Below are 18,638 nucleotides of genomic sequence, written 5' to 3'. Positions count from 1 at the left end.
AGGCGCTCTGCGACAAGCAGTCACCGCAGGCAGGTCTGCAGCAACGCGCTTGTCGCCATCCGGAACGAGGGCAAGGACGCAACCAACTCCGTTGATCAGGGCAGCTGGTGCCGGCCGACCGCGAGTTCCTCGGCATGCCGCTGTGGCGGACCTTTGCGGCCACCGGCGCCGATCTGCTGTGGCGGGTGTCGGCCGACCGGATCCTACCGATGCACCGGATGCTGCGGGACGGGTCCTGGCTGTCGCGCATCCACGCTGCCACCGATCCCGCCCACACAGGGCCGATCACCGTCCGTGTGCTGGCCTATCAGCTCAACGGCACAGGCCAGGCAGCGGGGGAGGGCTACCGGCCGGTGACCACCCTGCTGGACGCCCGTTGCTACCCGGCCCGGCAGATGGCCGCGCTCTACCACGAGCGCTGGGAGGCGGAATCCGTCCTCGCCGAACTCGAGACCCGTCGGCGCGGCGCCCACGTGGTGCTCGCCGGCAAGACCCCGGACGGGGTGCTGCAGCAGCTCTGGGCCCACCTGCTGGTCCACCGGGCCCTGCGCGGGCAGATGGTGAGAACGGCCGCCACCCAGCACCTGGACCCGGACCGGATCTCCTTCACCGAGACCCTGCACGCCGCCCGGTGTCGGCGTACACCCTCAATGCGTTCAATCGGGTACGGGCGTATGTGCTCGCCCCGGTGACCTGAGTCAGTCGAAGAGGGCAACGAGTCCATTCACCCAGATCGCGAGGAACACGAGGGCCGTCACCAGGCAGCCGAAGCCCGCCAGCACACCGCCGACCGTCCACGGTCCGGAGGGCGCCTCGTACTCCCCTTCCAGGTCGCCGCGGTAGGAGGCAGGGTCGTCCCAGTCGACGGGGTGCCCCAACTCCTCGGCGCAGGCGGTCCGCACCGCGACCAGCTGCCTCTGCGCGAAAGCGGTGGCGGCCTTCGCCTCGGGACCCTGCCAGGCGAGGGCCTTCATCCGCCACCCGGGGGACCCGTACCGCGCCTCGAAGGCAGCGGTCTCGTCGGCGCTCCGGTCCTCTTCGAGGTACATCCAGCGTCCGGCCTCGGCGGCGTCGCCGTAGAGCCGGTACACCTCGGCCAGACGACGGCGGAGCGTCAGATCGTGCGGGAAGGACGAGATGAGACCGCGCAGGCGCTGGCGCGCGACGGGAACTCGGCCGGCGGCCAGGTCTGCATCGACTCGGGCAAGGGTCTCTCTCAGGGGCATGAACGCATGATCGGGTACCGCACTGACCTACGTCGACCTGGTTTCGCCGCTCAGCACTCGCAGGACTCCGCCGGGTCTTTCCGTTTTCACTGATCAAAAGTGTGTCGGGGTGTGGGGACGCGCACGAAGTGGAGCGGATACGGGCTGCGTCCGCCCTTCCTCCGTGAACGGACCGGGTCGGCATGCGATCGTGCCCCCTCGTGTGGTGGATCAGCGATCAAGCACAGAGTTGCAGGTCGCACTCGCAATCAGAGGCACCTGCGGCTTTCGTGGCTCGACGGACCGTCAGTCTGTGCCGTCGGCACAGGTGATCGGCGACTCGTGCCGAGTGGCAGGCACGGAAGCTGCTCCTGTGAAGCTCGCTGCTACACCACGTCGCAGGACACCATCCACCGGCAGTTGTCGGGATACAGGCCGATGTGCCCGGTCGGGGACGGGCGTACGTGACCGTGCGTCTCGTTCAATGGGCGCTCTGGCTCGGGGGTAGTGCGTGTCGGGCGCCGTGTTCGGGGAGTGTTGGCCAGCCACTGCACGTACCAGTCCTGAAAGGCGGTAGGAGCTGGGCGACTCGGCACGGTGCTGCCGCCCGAAAGCGCGCCATGGTCTCCTTCGACACGGGTTGAGCCGGCATCCAAACGCACACAGGGACCTGGGAAAAACGCCACTCCGATTGCGGATCCTGTCAGGCAGGGCGAAGTGACGACGTCCTGTGACCGTGGGGGAGTCCGCCGGCTCCGGTGGGACTTTCACACAGAGGCGGGTCGCCTCCGCTGCACCTGTCGGCCGGCGGCGGGACCGGACTCTCTTCTCCACCCCACGAGTCCCTCGGCGTTCGGTCCCTGGCCTTCGGTCCCTGACGTTTTCGCAGCTCAGAGCGGTTTTGGTATCCGGGACAGGGACTCTAGGGACCGAACTTTTCTATTATGACGTAGTCATGCATGTTCTTCGTACGCGCGTGCGCATCTGTATCGCATGAAGCGTTCCGCTCATAATGGGGAAGTACAGTCCCTACGGTCCCTTCCTGGGTAGCAGTAAGTCTCTGACCTGCAGGAACTCTGTAGGGACCCAAGTTTTCCCGATCCCTGGGGCAGTCCTGTCCCGTCCCTCCCGGTCACTGCCCCTCTCAGGCCCGCAGCGCCGCCCGCGCCCAGGCCGGAGGGACTCGGGCGCCGAGCCGGTTCGTGAGTCCCTGCTGAAGCCCCTTGGAGGGCGCGCGTGGGTGAATGGGCCGTGCCGGTCCCTTCGGTCACTCCCTAAACGGAACATATAGGTCCGCTCTTGAGGTGGTCTCTCCGCGAGCCAGGGATCGAAGGGACCCAAGGGACTGAAGAACCTGATAGAACGGCGCACGGGGAGGCACTGCAGGCTCTCTGTGGCAGGAGCGCATACACTCTTTCCGGAACACAGTCCCTTCGGTCCCTGAAGAGGCGTCACCAGCGCATACGGCCTGGCGTTTTCCTATCAGGGACCGAACCTGACAAGGAAGGACCCGCGCGTGCCCGGCCTTGGTGAGACTCGCTCGCCTGCTGCCCCCGGCAGGCTCGCGACGCCTCTCGCCGTGGCCCACTGGTGCGTCTCCCAGGGGTGGCCGGTCCATCCTCTGGCCCCGGGACGCAAGACGCCGACTGCCAACTGCCCCGGCGGCAGGGGCCGAAGCCACGGCCCCAAGAGATGCCCCTGCCGCCCGGCGGGCCGTCCCTGCCACGGGTTCCACGCGGCAACCACAGACCGGCAACGCATCGATGCCTGGTGGGGGTCCAGTCCCTCGTCAGGTGTCGGCAGCGCCTGCGGTCCGGCCGATCTGATCGTCATCGACATCGACGCTCACGCGGCCGAAGTGCCGGACCGGAGCCGTCTCCTGCCGGGCATCACCATCCCCGGCGCGGTCAACCTGACAGGGCTGGCTTCAGACTTCGACACCCTTGCGCTCCTGGCGGCCTTCCGTAAGCAGCCGGACCCGGCGCATGACGAGAGCACCTTGCGCGTGCGTACTCCTTCGGGATGCCTGCACGTGTGGTACCGGGCTCCCCACCCTGACATCAGGCTGCGCTGCCCGGCCGGCTCCAGCCCCAAAGCCGCTCCGGCCCGGCAGGTGGACGTCCGTGCCGAAGGCGGGTACATCGTCGCTCCCACGACCCGCACCGCCCAGGGGACCTATCGGCCCGAAGGCGCGCCCCGCATGCCTGCGCCGCTGCCGCAATGGCTCTACGCCGAGCTCATCCGCACCGGTCACGTCATCAACCCGCCGCGTCGGCGGGTTCCCGTGCCGCACCCCCGACGAGGCCGCAGCTCGGGCGGCTCCACGGCGCCCCACCGGGTCCTCGATCCCCTCATCGGCCAGGTCGCCCAGTGCGCGGTCGCTCCCGAGGGCTGTGGATTCACCGGAATCCCCAACCGGGCCGCTTACACCGCCGGCGGGCTTGCCGCAGGGGGTCACGTGCAGGAAGCCGACGCGCGAGCCCAGCTCCTCGAAGCCGCGCGGCAGGCCCGCTCCTGGCAGACCCTTCGCAATGAAAAGATCATCGACGACGGCCTCGCCGCAGGGGCCGTACGTCCGTTCCACCTCGAAGGACGATCATGAGCAGCGCCGAGAGCACACCGCGGTTCGACGCCCACGCCGCCGCTCAGCAGATGCTCGACCTCCAGGCGACCGGGGCCCCGTCCGGCCCGCCGCAGGTCCAGCAGTCCCCTCAGGCCGCCCCTGCCCCTGTCACAGCGTTGCCCGCCTGGGCGCAGACCGGGCCGCTGCCCCCGTCACTGACCGACCGGGGCAACGCCCGTCTGTTCGCACAGCTCTACCGCGATCAGTTCCGCCATGTCGAGGGCCTGGGCTGGTTCGCGTGGGACGGCTACCGCTGGAAGCGCGCCGGCGGGGAGAAAGCCGCGTTGTGGGCCGCCGGTGAAATGGCCGAGGACATGGCTGACAGCGATCCGCGCGGCATCTACAGCGACCGCGAGCTGATGCACCACAAGAAGCGGACCCTGTCCACCACCGGAATGAAGGCCCTGCTCACCCAGGCCAAGGCTTCTCCGGACCTGTCCGTGGATCCCGACGTCCTCGACGGCGACCCGTATGCCCTGTGCACTCCGGCCGGGGTGGTGGACCTGAACACCGGACAGCTGCGCAAGCCCGACCCGACCCGTGACTTCCACTCCCGGGCCACCAGTGTGGCCCCGCAGGAGATGGACACCCCTCGCTGGCACCGCTTCCTGGCCGACACCTTCGGCGACGACGCCGAAGGTCGGGAAATGATCAGCTTCCTGCACCTGCTGCTCGGATACTCGGTCACCGGTGACGTGGGCGCCCAGGTCCTGCCCTTTCTCCACGGAGAGGGCAAGAACGGCAAGAGCGTCCTGCTCGACACCATGATCCAGATCCTGGGCGACTACGCGGACGCGGCCCCGCCCGGCTTCCTCATGGACCGGGGCGCGTTCTCCGAGCACTCCACCGAGCTGACCGAGCTGCATGGCCGCCGACTGATCGTGTGCAGTGAGCTGAAGCCCAACGACAAGTTCGACGAGGCCCGCGTCCGCCTCCTCACCGGTGGCGACAAGATCAAGGCCCGGCGGATGCGGCAGGACTACTTCTCCTTCAGCCCCACCCACCACCTGTGGCTGCTCGGCAACCACCGCCCGGAGGTGTCCACCGGCGGCTTCGCCTTCTGGCGCCGTATCCGGCTCATCCCCTTCATCCGCACCGTCCCGACCGAACGCAGAATCGACAACCTCGCCTTCGAACTCGTCCGGGACGAGGGCCCCGGCATCCTGCAGTGGCTCATCGAGGGCGCCCGCCGTTACCTCGCCACCCGCGACCCCCTCGAAGGCCCCGACCGGGTCCGCCTCGCCACCAACGCCTACGCCACCACCGAAGACCACATCGGGCGCTTTCTCACCGAATGCTGCACCCGTGACACGTCCGCCCAGCCCGACCTCCGAGTGGAGCAGGGGCTGCTGTACGCGGAGTACACCCACTGGTGCAACGCCGGAGAAGGCGTCCGTGCCGCCACTGCCCGCGCTTTCGCCAACCGCGTCCGTCAGGAAGTCGGCCTCGCCTCACCCAACGACATGATCAAATCCAATGGTCGCAAGTACTACCCCGGGATCGCTCTCCTGGAGGGCGAATGATTCCTCCCTCGCAGGCGCAGACTGGTACAGGTATGCATCACCGGCCGCGACCGAACTACCATGGAGACCCGGCTCCTCCTGCGGTGGCTTCCGTCATCCGGTTTGCCGCCCAGGACGCCCGCGGCGACGACACGCATACACGCAAGGCCAGCAACTACACCTGGGGCCGGCTGACGAAGGAGGTGCTGCAGCCATGAGTTCGCTGTTGACCGAGAGCGACCTCATCCACGAAGCAGACGTGGTGTGGCTGGAGGACCCCGACGGCTTCGACTACGTGCGTCAGGCTCTGGACAAGACCAAACGCCGCAACACCAAGCCACCGTACGCACGCGACGGCCGTATGGTCGGATACGCGGTCCTCGGCGAGGAAGCCGAGCCCGATCCGGACAGCGGGCTCTACAAGCGTCGGGTCCTGTTCCTTCTCCCGCACGACCGCGACAACGACCCCGACGGTCTCTACCAGGAGGGGGCCCCCGGAGAGGCTGTCGACCCGCGCACCATCGAGCCGGGGAAGCCCGGGGCCAAGACACCGCGCTCCCAGCGCGGGCCGGCTGCCATAGCATCGGCCTAGGGCAGCTGCCGTGACTCTGTCGGTGCTCCCCAGGACAGTCGTCCGGTAAGAGGACACGGTCCTCACAGCCCGGTGCGGTCCCCACGCCCTGTTTCCGGTGTTTCCGGCCCGGCCGTCGTCTTACCCGTCCGTCCACGGGGTGAGGGCGCAGGCGACGCCGGTGCCGCTGCAGCCCGCGGCGGTACCTTCCAGACGGTTCCGCTCGGTCTCATCCGCTGCCGGGTTCCATCCGGAGTCACGCCTCGGCCAGGGTGATGCTGTGATCGACGGCGAGTGCGGGGCGGAAGGAGCCGCGCCGGCGCGCAAGGGATCGGTGGCATACCGCCGGCCCCGCGGGTACGGGCGGGACGGCCGTCTCCACCGTGCCGGTGCGGCAGTGACCATCGCGGTGAACTGTCCGGCCCCGGCACCCGTCGGGCACGCGTCGGGCACCGTGCAAGGGGTCGCTTTCGACGGCGATGGTGGAACGGCAGGTCGAAGCCGCATCCGTAGGGGAACAGTGACTGAAGCGACTCAAGGTGCAGATATACCGGGGAGCTGGTCGCGACTGTATGCGCGCGGCGGGTTCATAGGGGGACTGTGAGTCGCTTCAGTCACTGCTCCGGCTTTCATACTCCCCTGACCTGCCCTTTGTCCCGAGCGCGCGGAAGCGACCGAAGCGATGTGCGGCTCGCGGGAACCAGGCTGACGCTCCGGCCGGCTATGCCTCGTGAATGCTGTAGAAGACCGAGCGGCCCTGCCGGGTGCGCTGAACCCGGCTCCTGGCGACAAGCCCTTCGAGCGTGGTGCGCACGACGGTGGCCTTGATGCCGCGGTCGGGATGCGCCTGGGCGAGCGCTGCGGTGATCTCGGCCGCGGAGCGCGGTTCCTTGTGTTCGGCGAGGTGGAGGCGGGCGAGCTCGACCAGCGTCGGCTGCGACGCCCTGGGCGCCGTGGCGGAGGCCGAGGTCTTCCTGGATACCTTCTTCTTGACGGGCTTGCCGTTCTCGACGGCAGTCCTGTCCTGGCCCGCTTGCTCGCCGGGTTCGGACGAGACAGCGGTCCTCCGGCCGGGCACGGGCGCGGTGTCACGGCTGGGGGAGGCCGGCGTGACAGGTGCGGTGACGCCGAGTGCCTGCTGCACGTTCACCAGGACCGAGCGCTCGTGCTGCAGTGCGGTCAGTCGTTCTTGCAGTGCGGCGATCTCGGCGGTGACGCGTTCCTGTTCCCTGGCATTGTCCTCCAGGTCGGTGTTCACTCGCGCGAGGTACTCGCCTGGTAGGCCGGTTGTCGCTGTGTTCACGGGCATGGCGTCATCTTTCTGGTGATGTCAGCTGCGGACGGGGCGGAGGCCGGCCGCCTTACGGGCGGCAGGGGATGGGCGCCGTCGCTTGCGTGACGACGGTCGTACGACCGTCGGTGAGTGTCCCGGTGCAGGGATCATACGGATGAGTGGAGTCCGCTGCTCTTCTGGAGTGGTGTTTCACGCTCGGCCCTCGGGCGGCCCTGCATCGGACCGACGGACCGGATCACGTGGGCGGGTGGTTTTCCCGGCTTTCGACCGGAGCGTCGGAGGCGGTCCGTACGCTGTGCGCTACGGAGGGAACCGGGCCCCACAGGACGGAGGCCGGCGCCGAGGCGGGGGAGCGGCTGAGCGCGTACGCGTACCTCAGTGCTCCCGAGCGCCTGGAGTACGTCGCCGTGATGCGCGTGTTCTGCGGCACGCTGCTCGCCGACATGGCCGTTCCGATCTCCTCGCCAAGGTGGTCCAGGCCGGCGGCCCTGGGGCGGAACTCGACGCCGAGACGCTCACCACACGGCTCGAGCAGCTGGTGCGCTGGGGCGATCTGGTGCGCAGCACGCACACGGTCAGGGCGACGAGCATCGCCGAGTACCAGCGCTCACGGTCCCGCTACCAGCTGTCCGAGGTGGGGGAGCGCGTCCAGCGGGACGCGGACGAGGTGCTGGCCGGGGTGGACGCGGCCCGTGAGGTGAGCAGTGAGCTGCTCACGCTCGTCGACCGCGGTCTGCGGGAGATCGCCGAGTCGGCGGCCGCGCCCGGCGGTGTGGATCCGCAGCAGGCGCTGGAGCGGGTCAGCACGCTCTTCGTGCAGTTCGCCGCGTTCGCCGAGTCGGTGCGGGACTTCTACGCCTATCTGGGACAGGTCCTGGCGCGCTACGACCTCGACGGAGCCGAGTACCAGGGGTTCAAGGAGCTGCTTCTCGACTGTGTGCAGGCCATCACCGAGGACGTCTCCTTCCGGGCCCCCGTATCGCCGCGCATCTGACGGCGGTCCGGCCGTACCTGCCCGAGTTGCTGGCGCGTACGGACGCGCACGCGGCGGGCATCGGAGCGCTCTCCGACAGCCTGCCCGAGACCCGGGTGCAGCGCAGTCGCGGGCGGGACACGGCCGATGGGGACGGGCTGCGTGAGTGGTTCGCCGACACCGCGGGGCAGGCCGGCCAGGTGGGACCAGCTTCGGGACGCCACTTTGCGCGCCCTGCAGTCGCTGCTGGCCAACGCCAAGCGGATGCTGCGGTCGGCCTCCGGTGAGATGTCCCGTCGCAAGGACCTGCTGCGGCTGGCGGCCTGGTTCGACGCCGCCGGACCGGACGAGGCCCATGACCTGGCGGTCGCCGCCTTCGGGTTGTACGGGGCGCGGCACTTGGGGGTGGCGCCGGAGCCGGACCTGTCCGTGCCGGCCTATGTGAGCTGGTGGACCGGCCCCGCGGTGGACGTGCCGGTGGCACTGCGTGAGCGGGCAGCAGGGCTGTGCGCGGACGCGCCGCGGCGGTCGAGGACCACTCCGAGCAGAAGCGACGCCTGACGGAACAGGCGCAGGAGCAGGCCGCGGCCCGGCGGGCGGCGGCCGACGAGCCCACCCACGCCCGCCTCGGCCGCATCCTGGTCGATCTGGACCTCGACTTCGTCCTCACCAGCGAACGCCTGATCGGCAACTGGCCCGGCGTACCGTCCCTGCACATCTACGCATGCCTGCGCGACCCGCACGTACGGGGGGTGGCCACGCTCCACTACACGTGGAACGAAGGGCAGCGACGGCTGATGCCCGTATGACCCGGCCCGAAGGAGCCGGCCGGCACACCCCGGACGCCGACGCCGTCGCCTTCCTCACCCGGCCCGGCCTCACCCGCCTGTGGACGGCGGCACGCGCCCGTCCGGAACGCAACGGCCTCCAGCCCACCGGCACCGTCGGACTCCAGCACCTGGACCCGCAGGAACGCGAGGCCCTGTCCCTCCTTTTGGCCAAGCCGTTCACCGGCCCCACCGCCACGATCCGCCTCGCGGACCTGGACACCCGGCCGCGACACTGACGGCACTGGGACCGCCCCTGACCGACCGCCGGGCGGCCCGCGACGCGGCAGCGGCCGAGCGCACCCGCCTGCTGTCCACGGCGGAAGCGGCCCTGGCCGACACACCCCTGTCCGACCAGCCCTGGGCCCGTGCGTGGCTGGAGGAGACACGCCGCAACGGCACACTCACCCGCCGGCCGCCCGACACCGCACTCACCACCGTGACCCAGGCGGTCCGGACCCTCGCCGTCCTCTTCCCCGGCACAGGCGCCCGTCCCACCCCCGCCATCTGGGGCCGCGGTGAGCTGGCCACACGCACCACAGGGTCGGCCCACGGCCTGGACGACGGCACCCTCCTGGTCCGTCCGGTCCTGCGCGGCATCGCCCTGGCCCGCGACGTCGACGTTCCCGCCGACGCCGCGGGCCGACGTGCCCTGTGGCGCCGGGCCTCGGTCACTCCCGACGAGGTCTCCAGCACGGTCCTGACCCACGGCCTGCGCCCGACGGGCGACAGCTGGCAGGAGGCAGCCCTGCGCGAACGTGCCGACCACCACCTGGAGACGCATCTGACACTGCGCGAACTGCGCGTTCTGCGTCTGAACGTTCCCCCGCGCACCCGCGTCCACGTCTGCGGGAACCCGCGGGTGGTGGAGGCAGCGGCGGACGCCCACCGCACCGCACCACTGATCTGCACGTCGGGCAGCGCCGCGACGGTCGTCCTCACCCTCCTGGACGCACTGTCCGCGGCCGGCTGCACCTTGGCCTACCACGGGGACTTCGACTGGCCCGGCATCGCCTTGGCCAACCGCACCATGCAGCGGTACGGGGAGGAACAAGCCCGACCGCGCGGGGGCCGTGCTCGGACGGCGGCGACGGACGGGGCGGGTCGATGTGCACCTCGTCAACGGCGGCCGGCGGCGAGGAGCTCGGACAGACGCCTCGGAGCGGACTCCGGGTGCGGTGCCGGCCGGGCGGGATGTCTGTCAGCTGTCGTAGAAGAACAGCTCAAGATCCTCCATGGACCCCGGCCCGGTCAGAAAGCCCTCCGCCTGGGCGATGTCCTTCTCCGGCGGTACCCGGCCCTCCCGAAGAAGCTGCGCCATCCATTCCTCGCCCTGCTCGCCGATCGCGTAGATGCCGGACAACAGCTCGGCCATGCCCGCAGGGTGCTTCGGACTGTGCCCGACGACAGGCCGGAGTTCCCACCCTCCTGCTCGGGCGGCAAGGCGGAGCACCCCGGCCCAATGGGCGATCCGCCCGATACGTACGTGCCACGAGTCCTCGGTGAAGGGGGCTAGCCGGCCGCCGTGCAGGGCGTTGGTCGCGGTCATGATGTCCGCCACCACCTGCCGTTCCACGGCGTCACGTACCCAGCGCCCCTCCTGCGCTTCCTCGACAGCGGCTGCCCACCACTCCCATGCGTCGTCCAGCCGGGCGGTGAATGAATCCATTCCGACAGAGTCCCACGTGTGCGGCTGTCAACCTTCAGGCGGGGGGCCGATGCCTCAGGCGTCATCGGCGTGGACACCAACGCCGGCCACCTTGCCGCCCGGCCGCTGGACGAGCACGGCAACCCCGTCGGCAGCCCGCGCCGCTTCGACCACGACCTGACCGGCACCGCCACCCACCGCGACGCCCCGCTCCGCCACGCCCTCACCCGCCTCCTGCAGGGGGCCGGGGCGACCGGCGTGCAGGCCATCGCGATCGAAGACCTCGACTTCACCGACTCCAGGACGCGGGAGAAGCACGGCCGGAAGAAAAAGTTCCGGCAGTTGATCTCCGGCATCCCCGCCGGCAAGTTCCGCGCCCGCCTGCTCAGCATGTGCGCCGAGGCCGGTATCGGTGTGATCGCTGTCGATCCCGCCCACACCTCGATGTGGGGCGCCGAGCACTGGTGAAAGCCCCTCACCGGCAAGAACCGCAAGACCAGCCGACACGCCGCCGCCTCGGTGGCGATCGGACGACGCTCCCTCGGCCACCGGATCAGGCGACGGACGGCACCGCCCCGCGGCACCGGAGCGATGCCGCGGGCACCGGACCGCCCAGGCCCTGCCCGGAAACCGAGTGAGCGGGGGAAACCGCCCCCGCGTCCCCGGACCACGGACACGATGCGACGGCGCCGGACGCGCAGCGAACGCGGTGGACCAGAACGCCCAGGACCGTTCGGGACGTTCGGCTGAACACGTGCAACTCATGCCCAGTCTCCAGGAAGGGTTCCTCTGCGGCCTGGAAGAGGAGGCCGACGGTGGCGGCCGGAGCCGTCGTCGGCCGGGACCGGTTCTGAGTGCGGCGGAGTCGGGCCCGGTAGGTGTGCGCGAGCCGAGCGGCGGGGACCAGGCCGTCCCCGACGACGTAGGTGCCCCCGGCGACCAAGGCGTCGTGAGCGGGCCCGCGGGCCGGTGTCTGCCCGTCGGGCATCGCGGCGGGAACCTCGCGTCTCCTGTAACGGCCTCGTCGGTCGGGTCCGGTTCCGCAGTCCGACGGGTCCAGAGAGCCAGGTCGCTGCTCGTAGCGATCGCGAGGGTGTCTCCGGATGGTGAGAAGCCGGCGGCCCGCAGTTCTGAGTAGTTGGCATCGAAGATGTGCCACCAGCGCTCACCATGGGGTCCGTTGTGGGGCATCCCTCCGTCCGTGGAGAGCAGAACCCGGTGGTCGGGCCATTCGGGGCTGACGACCTCCAGGGTCCAGCCGTCGGCAGTCGTGGTGTGGAGGCCGCCTCCGAAGAGTCCGGCGATGCGCACTCTGGTCCCGGCGACCGGTCCGAGTCCGGGACAGGTGAGGGCAGGCACTGCGTCCGGGGTGCTGTCATCGGGGTCAGGATCGCGGTTGCGGGCCGTCTTCTCTCCGGTGAGGGTGTCGAAGAGTCCGTGCCCCTCACGTGAGACCACCATGACCAGGTCGTGGCCGGTGCCGGGAGCGGTGGCGAAGCCGATGCCGAGCAGACCGCCCATGGGATTCCGCCGACTCCAGACCGGATGCCAGGGAGATGGGGGAGGGATCTCCGGTACGGAGAGAAACCGCTCACGCAACCGGTCCCGGTACTGCGAGACGGCTTCTCGGCCTCGCGGCCGGGCTTGTCCCACAGGTCGGCCAGCCGGGAGAAACGCTCACGGCTGAGCGAGACCCCCACACCCCGGGAGAACACCTCGTCGCTGCCGATGACCGGTATCTCGATCAGGCCCTTGACGAAGCAGTGCTGCGCATCGATCACGCACCGGTCCGATGAGAGCAGGCAGTCCTCGGCATCGGCGAAGGCCGGATCCCACACGGCCGGAGCCTTGGCCGTGTAGTGCATCGGCAGTTCAGGACGGTGGGTTCCACAGCACGAGCAGGCGAACCCGGGATCACTGGTGATGTCACAGGAGCCTACGGGCTGTTCCGTGACCACTGCCCGCTGCATGTGCCGACGAGCCCGTGGGTGCGTGCCGCGGCTCTGGCTGCGGTGTACGACCAGGAGTTCAGCCTGCGGTTCCTGCGGCTTGACGTCGGCCTCGCGCAGTTGCTGGTCCTTGCGTTCGGTGCGGCCCTCCGTGCGGTGGCCACGGGTGATGTGATCCCGTACGACCGCCTCGACCGCGTCCTGGGGCGAACCGACTCCCGCCAGGACCATCAGCTCCACTACGGGTTCGGCGTCGAGGTCGAGACTGATGTCGGCCTTGGGCACGATGCCCCCTCATCACGTCGCACCCGCACTCTGACCGACCGCTCGTGATCCGATGGGTGCGAAGCAGAGATCTGCCGGGGGTGGTCCGGTCGTCCGGGACCGGCTTCGGCAATGCGGCGGCTGATGCGGCGGGCGCCTGCCAGGCGTGGAGTCGGGTCCCGGCGCTGGACAAGGTGTTCAGCAAGAACGACAGCACGTCCGAGGTCTACTTCGACCGGGCCGCCGGCGCTGCCGCCCTGGCCCGCTCCGCGGCCGAGCCGGACGACCGCTACGACGCCCTGGACAAGGCTCTGCAGGACGTCGTAAGACGCCTGGAAACGTACAACCTGGAGGGCGCCGAGGCGGTGTCCGCCTACGAGAAGGCGGGGACGGTCTGCGTGGACGTGGCCGGCTGAAGCGGACGTGACGAGGTCCGGCTCGACCGCACGGCGGTCCAGGTCTGGGGCGGCGATCGGGGGAGGCGGGCGCAGGGCTCGCCTCCGGGCGTCACGTGGTGGCCGGCAGTACGTGGTCGCCGACCGTGTCCGTGCTCAGGCACAGCGAGCAGACGATCGCGTCATGGGTGGCGCAGGCGGTCAGGTCGGGGCGTTCGTAGGGCTGGCGGCAGACGTGGCAGTCGTACGTCACGGCGCTGGGGTTGCCGTCGGCGTCCAGCAGCGGCTCGGCGATGCCGTCGTCGGTGCGGCGCAGGTAGTACTTGCCCTTGGTGAGGATCGCCATGAGCGGGGTGAGGACGAAGGCGATGACGACCGCGGCGACGGGGGAGTACGGCTGGAGGGTGTCGCCGAAGAGGTGGAAGTACAGGGCGATGGACAGACCGGAGGAGGCGACGAACGCCACGACGCCGACGGGGTTGACGGCGTACAGCATGCCCCGGCGGAACTCGGGGGTGCGCGGGGACAGCTTCAGGACGTACTTGTTGACCAGGATGTCGGTGGCCACGGTGACGACCCAGGCGATGGCGCAGTTGGAGTAGAAGCTCAGGATGCTGTTGAGGAAGCTGAACATGTCGGCTTCCATCAGGGCGAGCGCGAAGCCCAGGTTGACCAGGACGAAGATCATGCGGCCGGGGTAGTGCCCGGTGACGCGGGTGAAGGAGTTCGTCCAGGCGAGCGAGCCGGAGTAGGCGTTCGTCACATTGATCTTGATCTGGCTGATGACGACGAGGGCGACGGCCAGGGGGACGACGAGCCAGGAGGGCATCATCGCGTCGAACGCGCCGCGGAACTGCTGGATCGGTTCGGTCGCGGCGGCCGGGCCGATGGCGGAGAGGACGTAGACGGCGAGGAAGACGCCGATGGCCTGTTTGAGGGCGCCGAGTACCACCCAGCCGGGACCGGCCATCACCACGGCGGTCCACCAGGTGCGCTTGTTCGCCTCGGTCCTGGGCGGCATGAAGCGCAGGTAGTCGATCTGTTCGCCGATCTGGGCGATCAGGGACAGGCACACGCCCGCGCCGAGCAGGACGGCTGCGGTGTTCACACCGCCTTCGCCGTCCGTGCCGGCGTAGGAGAGGAAGCGGTCGACGGTGCCGGGGTCCTGGGCGATCAGGTAGACCAGCGGGGCGACCATGAGCAGCAGCCAGACCGGGGTGGTCCACACCTGGAGCCTGCTGAGCGCCTTCATACCGTAGATCACCAGGGGGATCACCATGAGGGTGGAGACCAGGTAGCCCAGCCACAGGGGCAGGCCCAGGCCGAGTTCGAGGCCCTGGGCCATGATCGAGCCTTCGAGGGCGAAGAAGATGAAGGTGAAGCTGGCGAAGATGACGCTGGTGAGGACCGAGCCGTAGTAGCCGAAGCCGGAGCCGCGGGTGATCAGGTCGAGATCGATGTTGTAGCGGGCGCCGTAGTAGGCCAGGGGGAGGCCGGTGACGAAGATGACGGCGGCGGCGACGGCTATCGCGATCAGCGCGTTGCCGGTGCCGTGGGTCAGCGCGATGCCGGCGCCGATGGAGAAGTCGGCCATGTAGGCGATGCCGCCGAGGGCGGTGGTGGCCACGACCATGGGGGTCCAGCGGCGGTAGCTGCGGGGTGCGAAGCGGAGGGTGTAGTCCTCCAGTGTTTCCTTCGTCGCCTGGTCTGTCGCGGGCTTGGACGGGGCTGGTGTCAGCCGTGACTCGGTTGTCATGTCACGCCTCCCGGATGCGGTGGGATGGTGCAGGGCGCGGGTGTGGTGCGAGGAGTCCCCGATGGGCGTCGTCGGCGAGGAGGGGAAGGGGCAGTTCACGCGGTGAAGGCGGCGACCGCGGGCGAAGAGGGACGTGGTCAGCGGGAGCTGGTCGGCACCGGCCGGCGCGGAGGGCCGTCTGCGTCATGACTCGATGGGCGCCTTCCACCACCAGGGCCATCGAGCCACCGGGGTGTGCGCACAGGGTTCGGTATGCCTCGTCGAGACGCTGGGCGGGGATCAGTTCCCTGGTCTCGATGTGTTCGGTGATGGCCGTTTCCACCTGATCGATGAGCCGAACCGTGCTCGCCTGCGGTGGTGTCCGGTCGGGTGTACGACTCTGCGCCCATGGCGTGACACCCTAGAAAGGTGTTGTTTCTTGGGCGACATGTACATGATAAACAGAGTGTTAAGCGGATCTCACCGTGCGCACTGATGGGCTGAGCGCAGTTGTCCGTGCTCGGTGCGGCAACTGCTGCGCGCTTCCGGACCGGGCGTCGTCGGTGCCGGACTCCTTGCGGGAGCGGGGCCGAGTCTTCTGACGCGGTGCCAGGTCGGGGGCGGCGTGCGCGGGGGAACTCCCGTCCCGCCCGCCCGTCGCCCCAGGCAGAGCCGAGCGGACACGGCACAGGGCGTCCAGATCGTCCGTACGGTGACGCGCTCCACCTGGACACCGTGGACCACGTCCGCTCTGCGGTACGAGCGGCACGCGGGGCGACGACGGACGGGATGGGGGCCGGGGTGAGGGGCGGGTGGAGGCGTATGGCTGTCGCGGCTGCGACTTCGCTCGGGCGGCCGCATGGTGCGGGCGGTGGTGCAGTGCGCGGACGTCGTCGACGAGCTCGGGCACCGGCCCCTCCACCACCGCATCCGGCACGATGGCGGTGACCGGCAGAGCGGCGACCGGAGCGGCGGGCACACCCCACTCGGTGAGCCAGCTCACCAGTTGCGCGGCGGAGACCACGTACACGATACGGCCGAGGCCCACCCCAGCCGTGCGCGGCTGCGCACGTCGGGCAGTGCTCGCCCGACGTGTAGACGGTGGATGCCTTCCGCTCCGTCGGCGTCAGGTGCCGCGCGGCCCAGCGGGCCAGAGCGAACTCGGGGTGCTGGGTGCGGTCACCGGAGGCGACATGATTGTGGTCTTCACCCAGGACGGTTCCATCACCTGCGACGAGGACGGACCCGAAGGGTTCATCTCCCGCTGCCAAGGACCGGGCCGCCAGTTCCACGCAGCGGCGCAGGTGTCCCAGATCTACGTCACTGATCACCGGTTCACCCCAACCGCACGGAGGACGAGGAGAACGCCTCTGCCTGGTCGGCGGGCCGTTGATCAGAGCGGCAAGTGGACCGCTCGTCCACTTTCCGATGCGGTGGAGCACGGCTGAGGAGACGTCCGCTTGTGCGGCCGCCCTCGCGGACTCCATGCGGCTGGTCTGCTTCGACCCCCAGCAGAACCGGCTCAGGCCCTGAACTGCGAGGAGGCTCGGAGACACGCACTGTCGTCTCGGTTCTCGTCCCGGTCACGAGCGTTCAGGGGAGCCCCGCGGCTCCCGTCGCTGCTGCGGCTGACCGCCCACATGCAGGCGGACACTCTGACGGGCCGCCGACCGGCAGCCGTCGAAGACGATGTCGAAAGCGGTTCCATGCGTGCGGCGTCGGATGTGCCGTAGTACTCCTGGAAGGACACAGAGACAGGTTCGTTCCCGCTTGGAGTGATCGATGGCCGTTCGCCGTGTCGTGCCCAACATCCGGTCGGAGGCCGTACAGGAGAGCCGGGAGTTCTATGGCCTGCTGGGCTTCGAGGAGGTCATGAACCACGGCTGGATCATGACACTCGCCTCGCCGTCCAGCCCGGCAGCGCAGGTCAGTGTCATGACCAGCGACAAGACCGCGCCTGTCGTCCCCGACCTGAGCGTCGAGGTGGACGACGTGGATGAGGCTTATGCGGTCATGCGGGAGAGTGGTGCGGAGATCGTTCACCCCTTGCAGGACGAGGAGTGGGGCGTGCGGCGGTTCTTCGTCCGCGACCCCAGCGGACGGGTGGTGAACGTGCTGAGCCACCGCTGACGCCCTCTTCCGTGCCTCTGGTGCAAGTGCTGGCCGCGGCCACTCCTCAAGTGTTCGTCTTCGTGGACGCGACCACGGTGGAGGGCTGCTACGCCTTCCGCGTTCCCCGCTCCGGCGCGGAGCCGGCGTGTTTCCGTGCGGCAGCCCGCCGGTGAGGCATGCACAGCAGGTACAGCCGCCCCCCTCTGAGCGCCTTCGTCGGCCCGACCTTGATCGCCGGTTCGTGACAGTCGTCCGACCGGTTGGTCTCGTCACGGAATGCAGCAGGGTTCGACATGAAGCGATCACGCAGCACGACGGGACCGGCCCGCGGTCAGGCGGCGGCCGACCACCGCAAGCGTCACGCGGACGAGTGCGGCATCGACCGCCTCAAGAGGCACGCGCCGTCGCCACGCGCTACGACAAGCCGGCGGTCCGCTACGAGGCGACCGTGCTGATCGTTGCCGTCAACGAGTGGCTGTGATCAGCACGGACCCGATACGTTCTACCCGCCGATGTCGAGCGCCGTGCCGTACAGTCGGTCCACCTCAGCCGAATGACCACCCGGCGCTCTGCGACCAACTCCTCCAGGAACGCAGCTTCGTCCTCGGGCCTCCCGGCCTTCGGAACCATCCCGAGCAGCTCCCGCCCGACCGCGTCCCCAGGAACCATCGTGCTTTCAGAGACCACGGCCTTGCCACACCGCGTGAAACGGTGCCACCACCACCAAAGCCACCAGCTGCGGCCGGTGTGACGGCACGGCCGGTAGCTCAGGCGGGCCGGGGCGCCGGGCCGGCAGTACAGCGGTCGGGCCACCGGCAGGCGACCACGGCCGCGGCCGGGCACCTGCGCGCTGTACTCCGTGCGGGGCGGCAGCCGCGTGACGGCCGAGACGCTGTAGGCGTGGTGGAACGTGTGCCCGATCAGCGTCCGCACCCGGTCCGCGGTCCCTGTCCGGTCCTCGTCCCCGCCGTGAGCGGCCGGCCTCACGGCCGGCCGGGTCCGCAGATGTGGGGCGCACCGGCAACCACAGTCCGCAGGCCCCTCGGAACACAAGATGTCCCGTCCACCCGCCTTCCACGCACAGTGTCACTGACAGAACGCTTTCTCGCTCACCCGTGAACGGTGGAACGGCGGGCGATACGCGGCACGTCCATCCCCCTCCTCGAAGAGGCCGACGGCCTGCGTGCGGACCTCTGCACGGGCTTCGCGCCACTCGGCGGTCGGGCCGCCTCCATCCGGATGCCGCGTGCCCCCGGCCCGCCAGCCACGGCGGGACTCAACCCGGGGCCCGGCCGAGCGCAGGCCCCGGGCGCCGAGACCAGTAAAGACCGGACGCAGCGGGGGTCCGCGGGCGGCGGACGTCGTGGCGCGGCCGTTCCGGCTGTACCGCCGGACGGCGTGTGCTCGTCAGAGTGTCTTCGGGGGCGGGGCCTCCGCCGGTCCGTCGTGTGCTGTGCCGTCGGATTCGGTGTGTGAGAGTGCGGCGAGGAGCTGCAGTTTCTCGTCGCTGTCGCTGTCCTTGTCGGGGTAGTAGACGACG

General features: G+C 69.7%; 10 protein-coding genes and 9 pseudogenes. 9 read left to right on the top strand and 10 right to left on the bottom strand.

Annotated elements, in window-relative coordinates:
• Positions 1 to 107: 107 nt before the first annotated feature.
• Positions 108 to 692, top strand: a complete 585-nt coding sequence (locus tag IE271_RS33705) for a transposase (protein ID WP_190194287.1) — start codon at positions 108 to 110, stop codon at positions 690 to 692.
• A gap of 6 nt (positions 693 to 698) precedes the next feature.
• On the opposite strand, the gene IE271_RS33700 is transcribed toward IE271_RS33705, so the two are convergent.
• A complete protein-coding gene (locus tag IE271_RS33700; RefSeq protein ID WP_190194286.1) occupies positions 699 to 1,226 on the bottom strand; it encodes a DUF6584 family protein in 528 nt (175 codons plus the stop codon).
• 1,495 nt (positions 1,227 to 2,721) lie between these two features.
• Between IE271_RS33700 and IE271_RS33695 the strand changes: the two genes are divergently transcribed.
• The 3 genes from IE271_RS33695 to IE271_RS33685 all read left to right on the top strand — a co-directional run bounded on the left by IE271_RS33695 (position 2,722) and on the right by IE271_RS33685 (position 5,922).
• Positions 2,722 to 3,807 carry a bifunctional DNA primase/polymerase gene (locus IE271_RS33695; RefSeq protein ID WP_308435232.1) on the top strand — a complete coding sequence of 362 codons (1,086 nt, stop codon included), beginning with the start codon at positions 2,722 to 2,724 and terminating at the stop codon, positions 3,805 to 3,807.
• Positions 3,804 to 5,351, top strand: a complete 1,548-nt coding sequence (locus IE271_RS33690; protein ID WP_190194285.1) for a DNA primase family protein — start codon at positions 3,804 to 3,806, stop codon at positions 5,349 to 5,351. The genes IE271_RS33695 and IE271_RS33690 overlap by 4 nt, the downstream gene beginning before the upstream one ends.
• Positions 5,352 to 5,544: 193 nt before the next feature.
• Positions 5,545 to 5,922 (top strand): DUF6009 family protein, encoded by a 378-nt coding sequence (locus IE271_RS33685; protein WP_190194284.1) that lies wholly within the window; start codon positions 5,545 to 5,547, stop codon positions 5,920 to 5,922.
• Between the two features lie 700 nt (positions 5,923 to 6,622).
• On the opposite strand, the gene IE271_RS33680 is transcribed toward IE271_RS33685, so the two are convergent.
• Entirely contained in the window at positions 6,623 to 7,204 is a 582-nt protein-coding gene (locus IE271_RS33680) for a hypothetical protein (RefSeq protein WP_229919735.1), read from the bottom strand.
• Between the two features lie 284 nt (positions 7,205 to 7,488).
• On the opposite strand from IE271_RS33680, the pseudogene IE271_RS44075 reads away from it, so the two are divergent.
• Together IE271_RS44075 and IE271_RS33670 are read left to right on the top strand one after the other, a co-directional pair.
• A pseudogene (locus IE271_RS44075) lies at positions 7,489 to 8,977 on the top strand (TIGR02677 family protein).
• Positions 8,893 to 9,989, top strand: a pseudogene (locus IE271_RS33670) (TIGR02679 domain-containing protein); the annotation flags it as partial. The pseudogenes IE271_RS44075 and IE271_RS33670, both read left to right, overlap by 85 nt.
• Before the next feature lie 207 nt (positions 9,990 to 10,196).
• On the opposite strand, the gene IE271_RS33665 reads toward IE271_RS33670, so the two are convergent.
• On the bottom strand, positions 10,197 to 10,664 hold the full coding sequence (locus IE271_RS33665) for a hypothetical protein (protein WP_190194282.1): 468 nt from the start codon (positions 10,662 to 10,664) through the stop codon (positions 10,197 to 10,199).
• A 51-nt stretch (positions 10,665 to 10,715) separates the two neighbouring features.
• On the opposite strand from IE271_RS33665, the pseudogene IE271_RS42555 reads away from it, so the two are divergent.
• Positions 10,716 to 11,389, top strand: a pseudogene (locus tag IE271_RS42555) (transposase family protein); the annotation flags it as partial.
• 295 nt (positions 11,390 to 11,684) lie between these two features.
• Here IE271_RS42555 and IE271_RS42550 read toward each other — a convergent pair.
• The 3 pseudogenes from IE271_RS42550 to IE271_RS42545 form a co-directional block, all read right to left on the bottom strand.
• Positions 11,685 to 12,296, bottom strand: a pseudogene (locus IE271_RS42550) (hypothetical protein); the annotation flags it as partial.
• A gap of 14 nt (positions 12,297 to 12,310) precedes the next feature.
• A pseudogene (locus IE271_RS33655) lies at positions 12,311 to 12,508 on the bottom strand (DUF2199 domain-containing protein); the annotation flags it as partial.
• 168 nt (positions 12,509 to 12,676) lie between these two features.
• A pseudogene (locus IE271_RS42545) lies at positions 12,677 to 12,823 on the bottom strand (DUF2191 domain-containing protein); the annotation flags it as partial.
• A 110-nt stretch (positions 12,824 to 12,933) separates the two neighbouring features.
• On the opposite strand from IE271_RS42545, the gene IE271_RS33645 reads away from it, so the two are divergent.
• Positions 12,934 to 13,272, top strand: coding sequence for a hypothetical protein (locus IE271_RS33645; RefSeq protein ID WP_190194280.1), 339 nt, complete (start codon positions 12,934 to 12,936; stop codon positions 13,270 to 13,272).
• Positions 13,273 to 13,363: 91 nt separating this feature from the next.
• Here the strand turns inward: IE271_RS33645 and IE271_RS33640 are convergent, their stop codons facing one another.
• Positions 13,364 to 15,007 carry a purine-cytosine permease family protein gene (locus IE271_RS33640; protein ID WP_190194279.1) on the bottom strand — a complete coding sequence of 548 codons (1,644 nt, stop codon included), beginning with the start codon at positions 15,005 to 15,007 and terminating at the stop codon, positions 13,364 to 13,366.
• Between the two features lie 829 nt (positions 15,008 to 15,836).
• Positions 15,837 to 16,317 (bottom strand): annotated as a pseudogene (locus tag IE271_RS42540) (nucleoside deaminase); the annotation flags it as partial.
• Between the two features lie 451 nt (positions 16,318 to 16,768).
• On the opposite strand from IE271_RS42540, the gene IE271_RS33630 reads away from it, so the two are divergent.
• Positions 16,769 to 17,116 (top strand): VOC family protein, encoded by a 348-nt coding sequence (locus IE271_RS33630; RefSeq protein ID WP_190194278.1) that lies wholly within the window; start codon positions 16,769 to 16,771, stop codon positions 17,114 to 17,116.
• A gap of 484 nt (positions 17,117 to 17,600) precedes the next feature.
• Here the strand turns inward: IE271_RS33630 and IE271_RS42535 are convergent.
• Together IE271_RS42535 and IE271_RS33620 are read right to left on the bottom strand one after the other, a co-directional pair.
• A pseudogene (locus IE271_RS42535) lies at positions 17,601 to 17,794 on the bottom strand (PPOX class F420-dependent oxidoreductase); the annotation flags it as partial.
• Positions 17,795 to 18,505: 711 nt separating this feature from the next.
• Positions 18,506 to 18,638, bottom strand: a pseudogene (locus tag IE271_RS33620) (transcriptional regulator); the annotation flags it as partial.

Source organism: Streptomyces minutiscleroticus, from assembly GCF_014650875.1.
GTDB classification, from domain to species: Bacteria; Actinomycetota; Actinomycetes; order Streptomycetales; family Streptomycetaceae; genus Streptomyces; species Streptomyces minutiscleroticus.
This window is presented reverse-complemented; position numbering and strand designations above follow the sequence as displayed.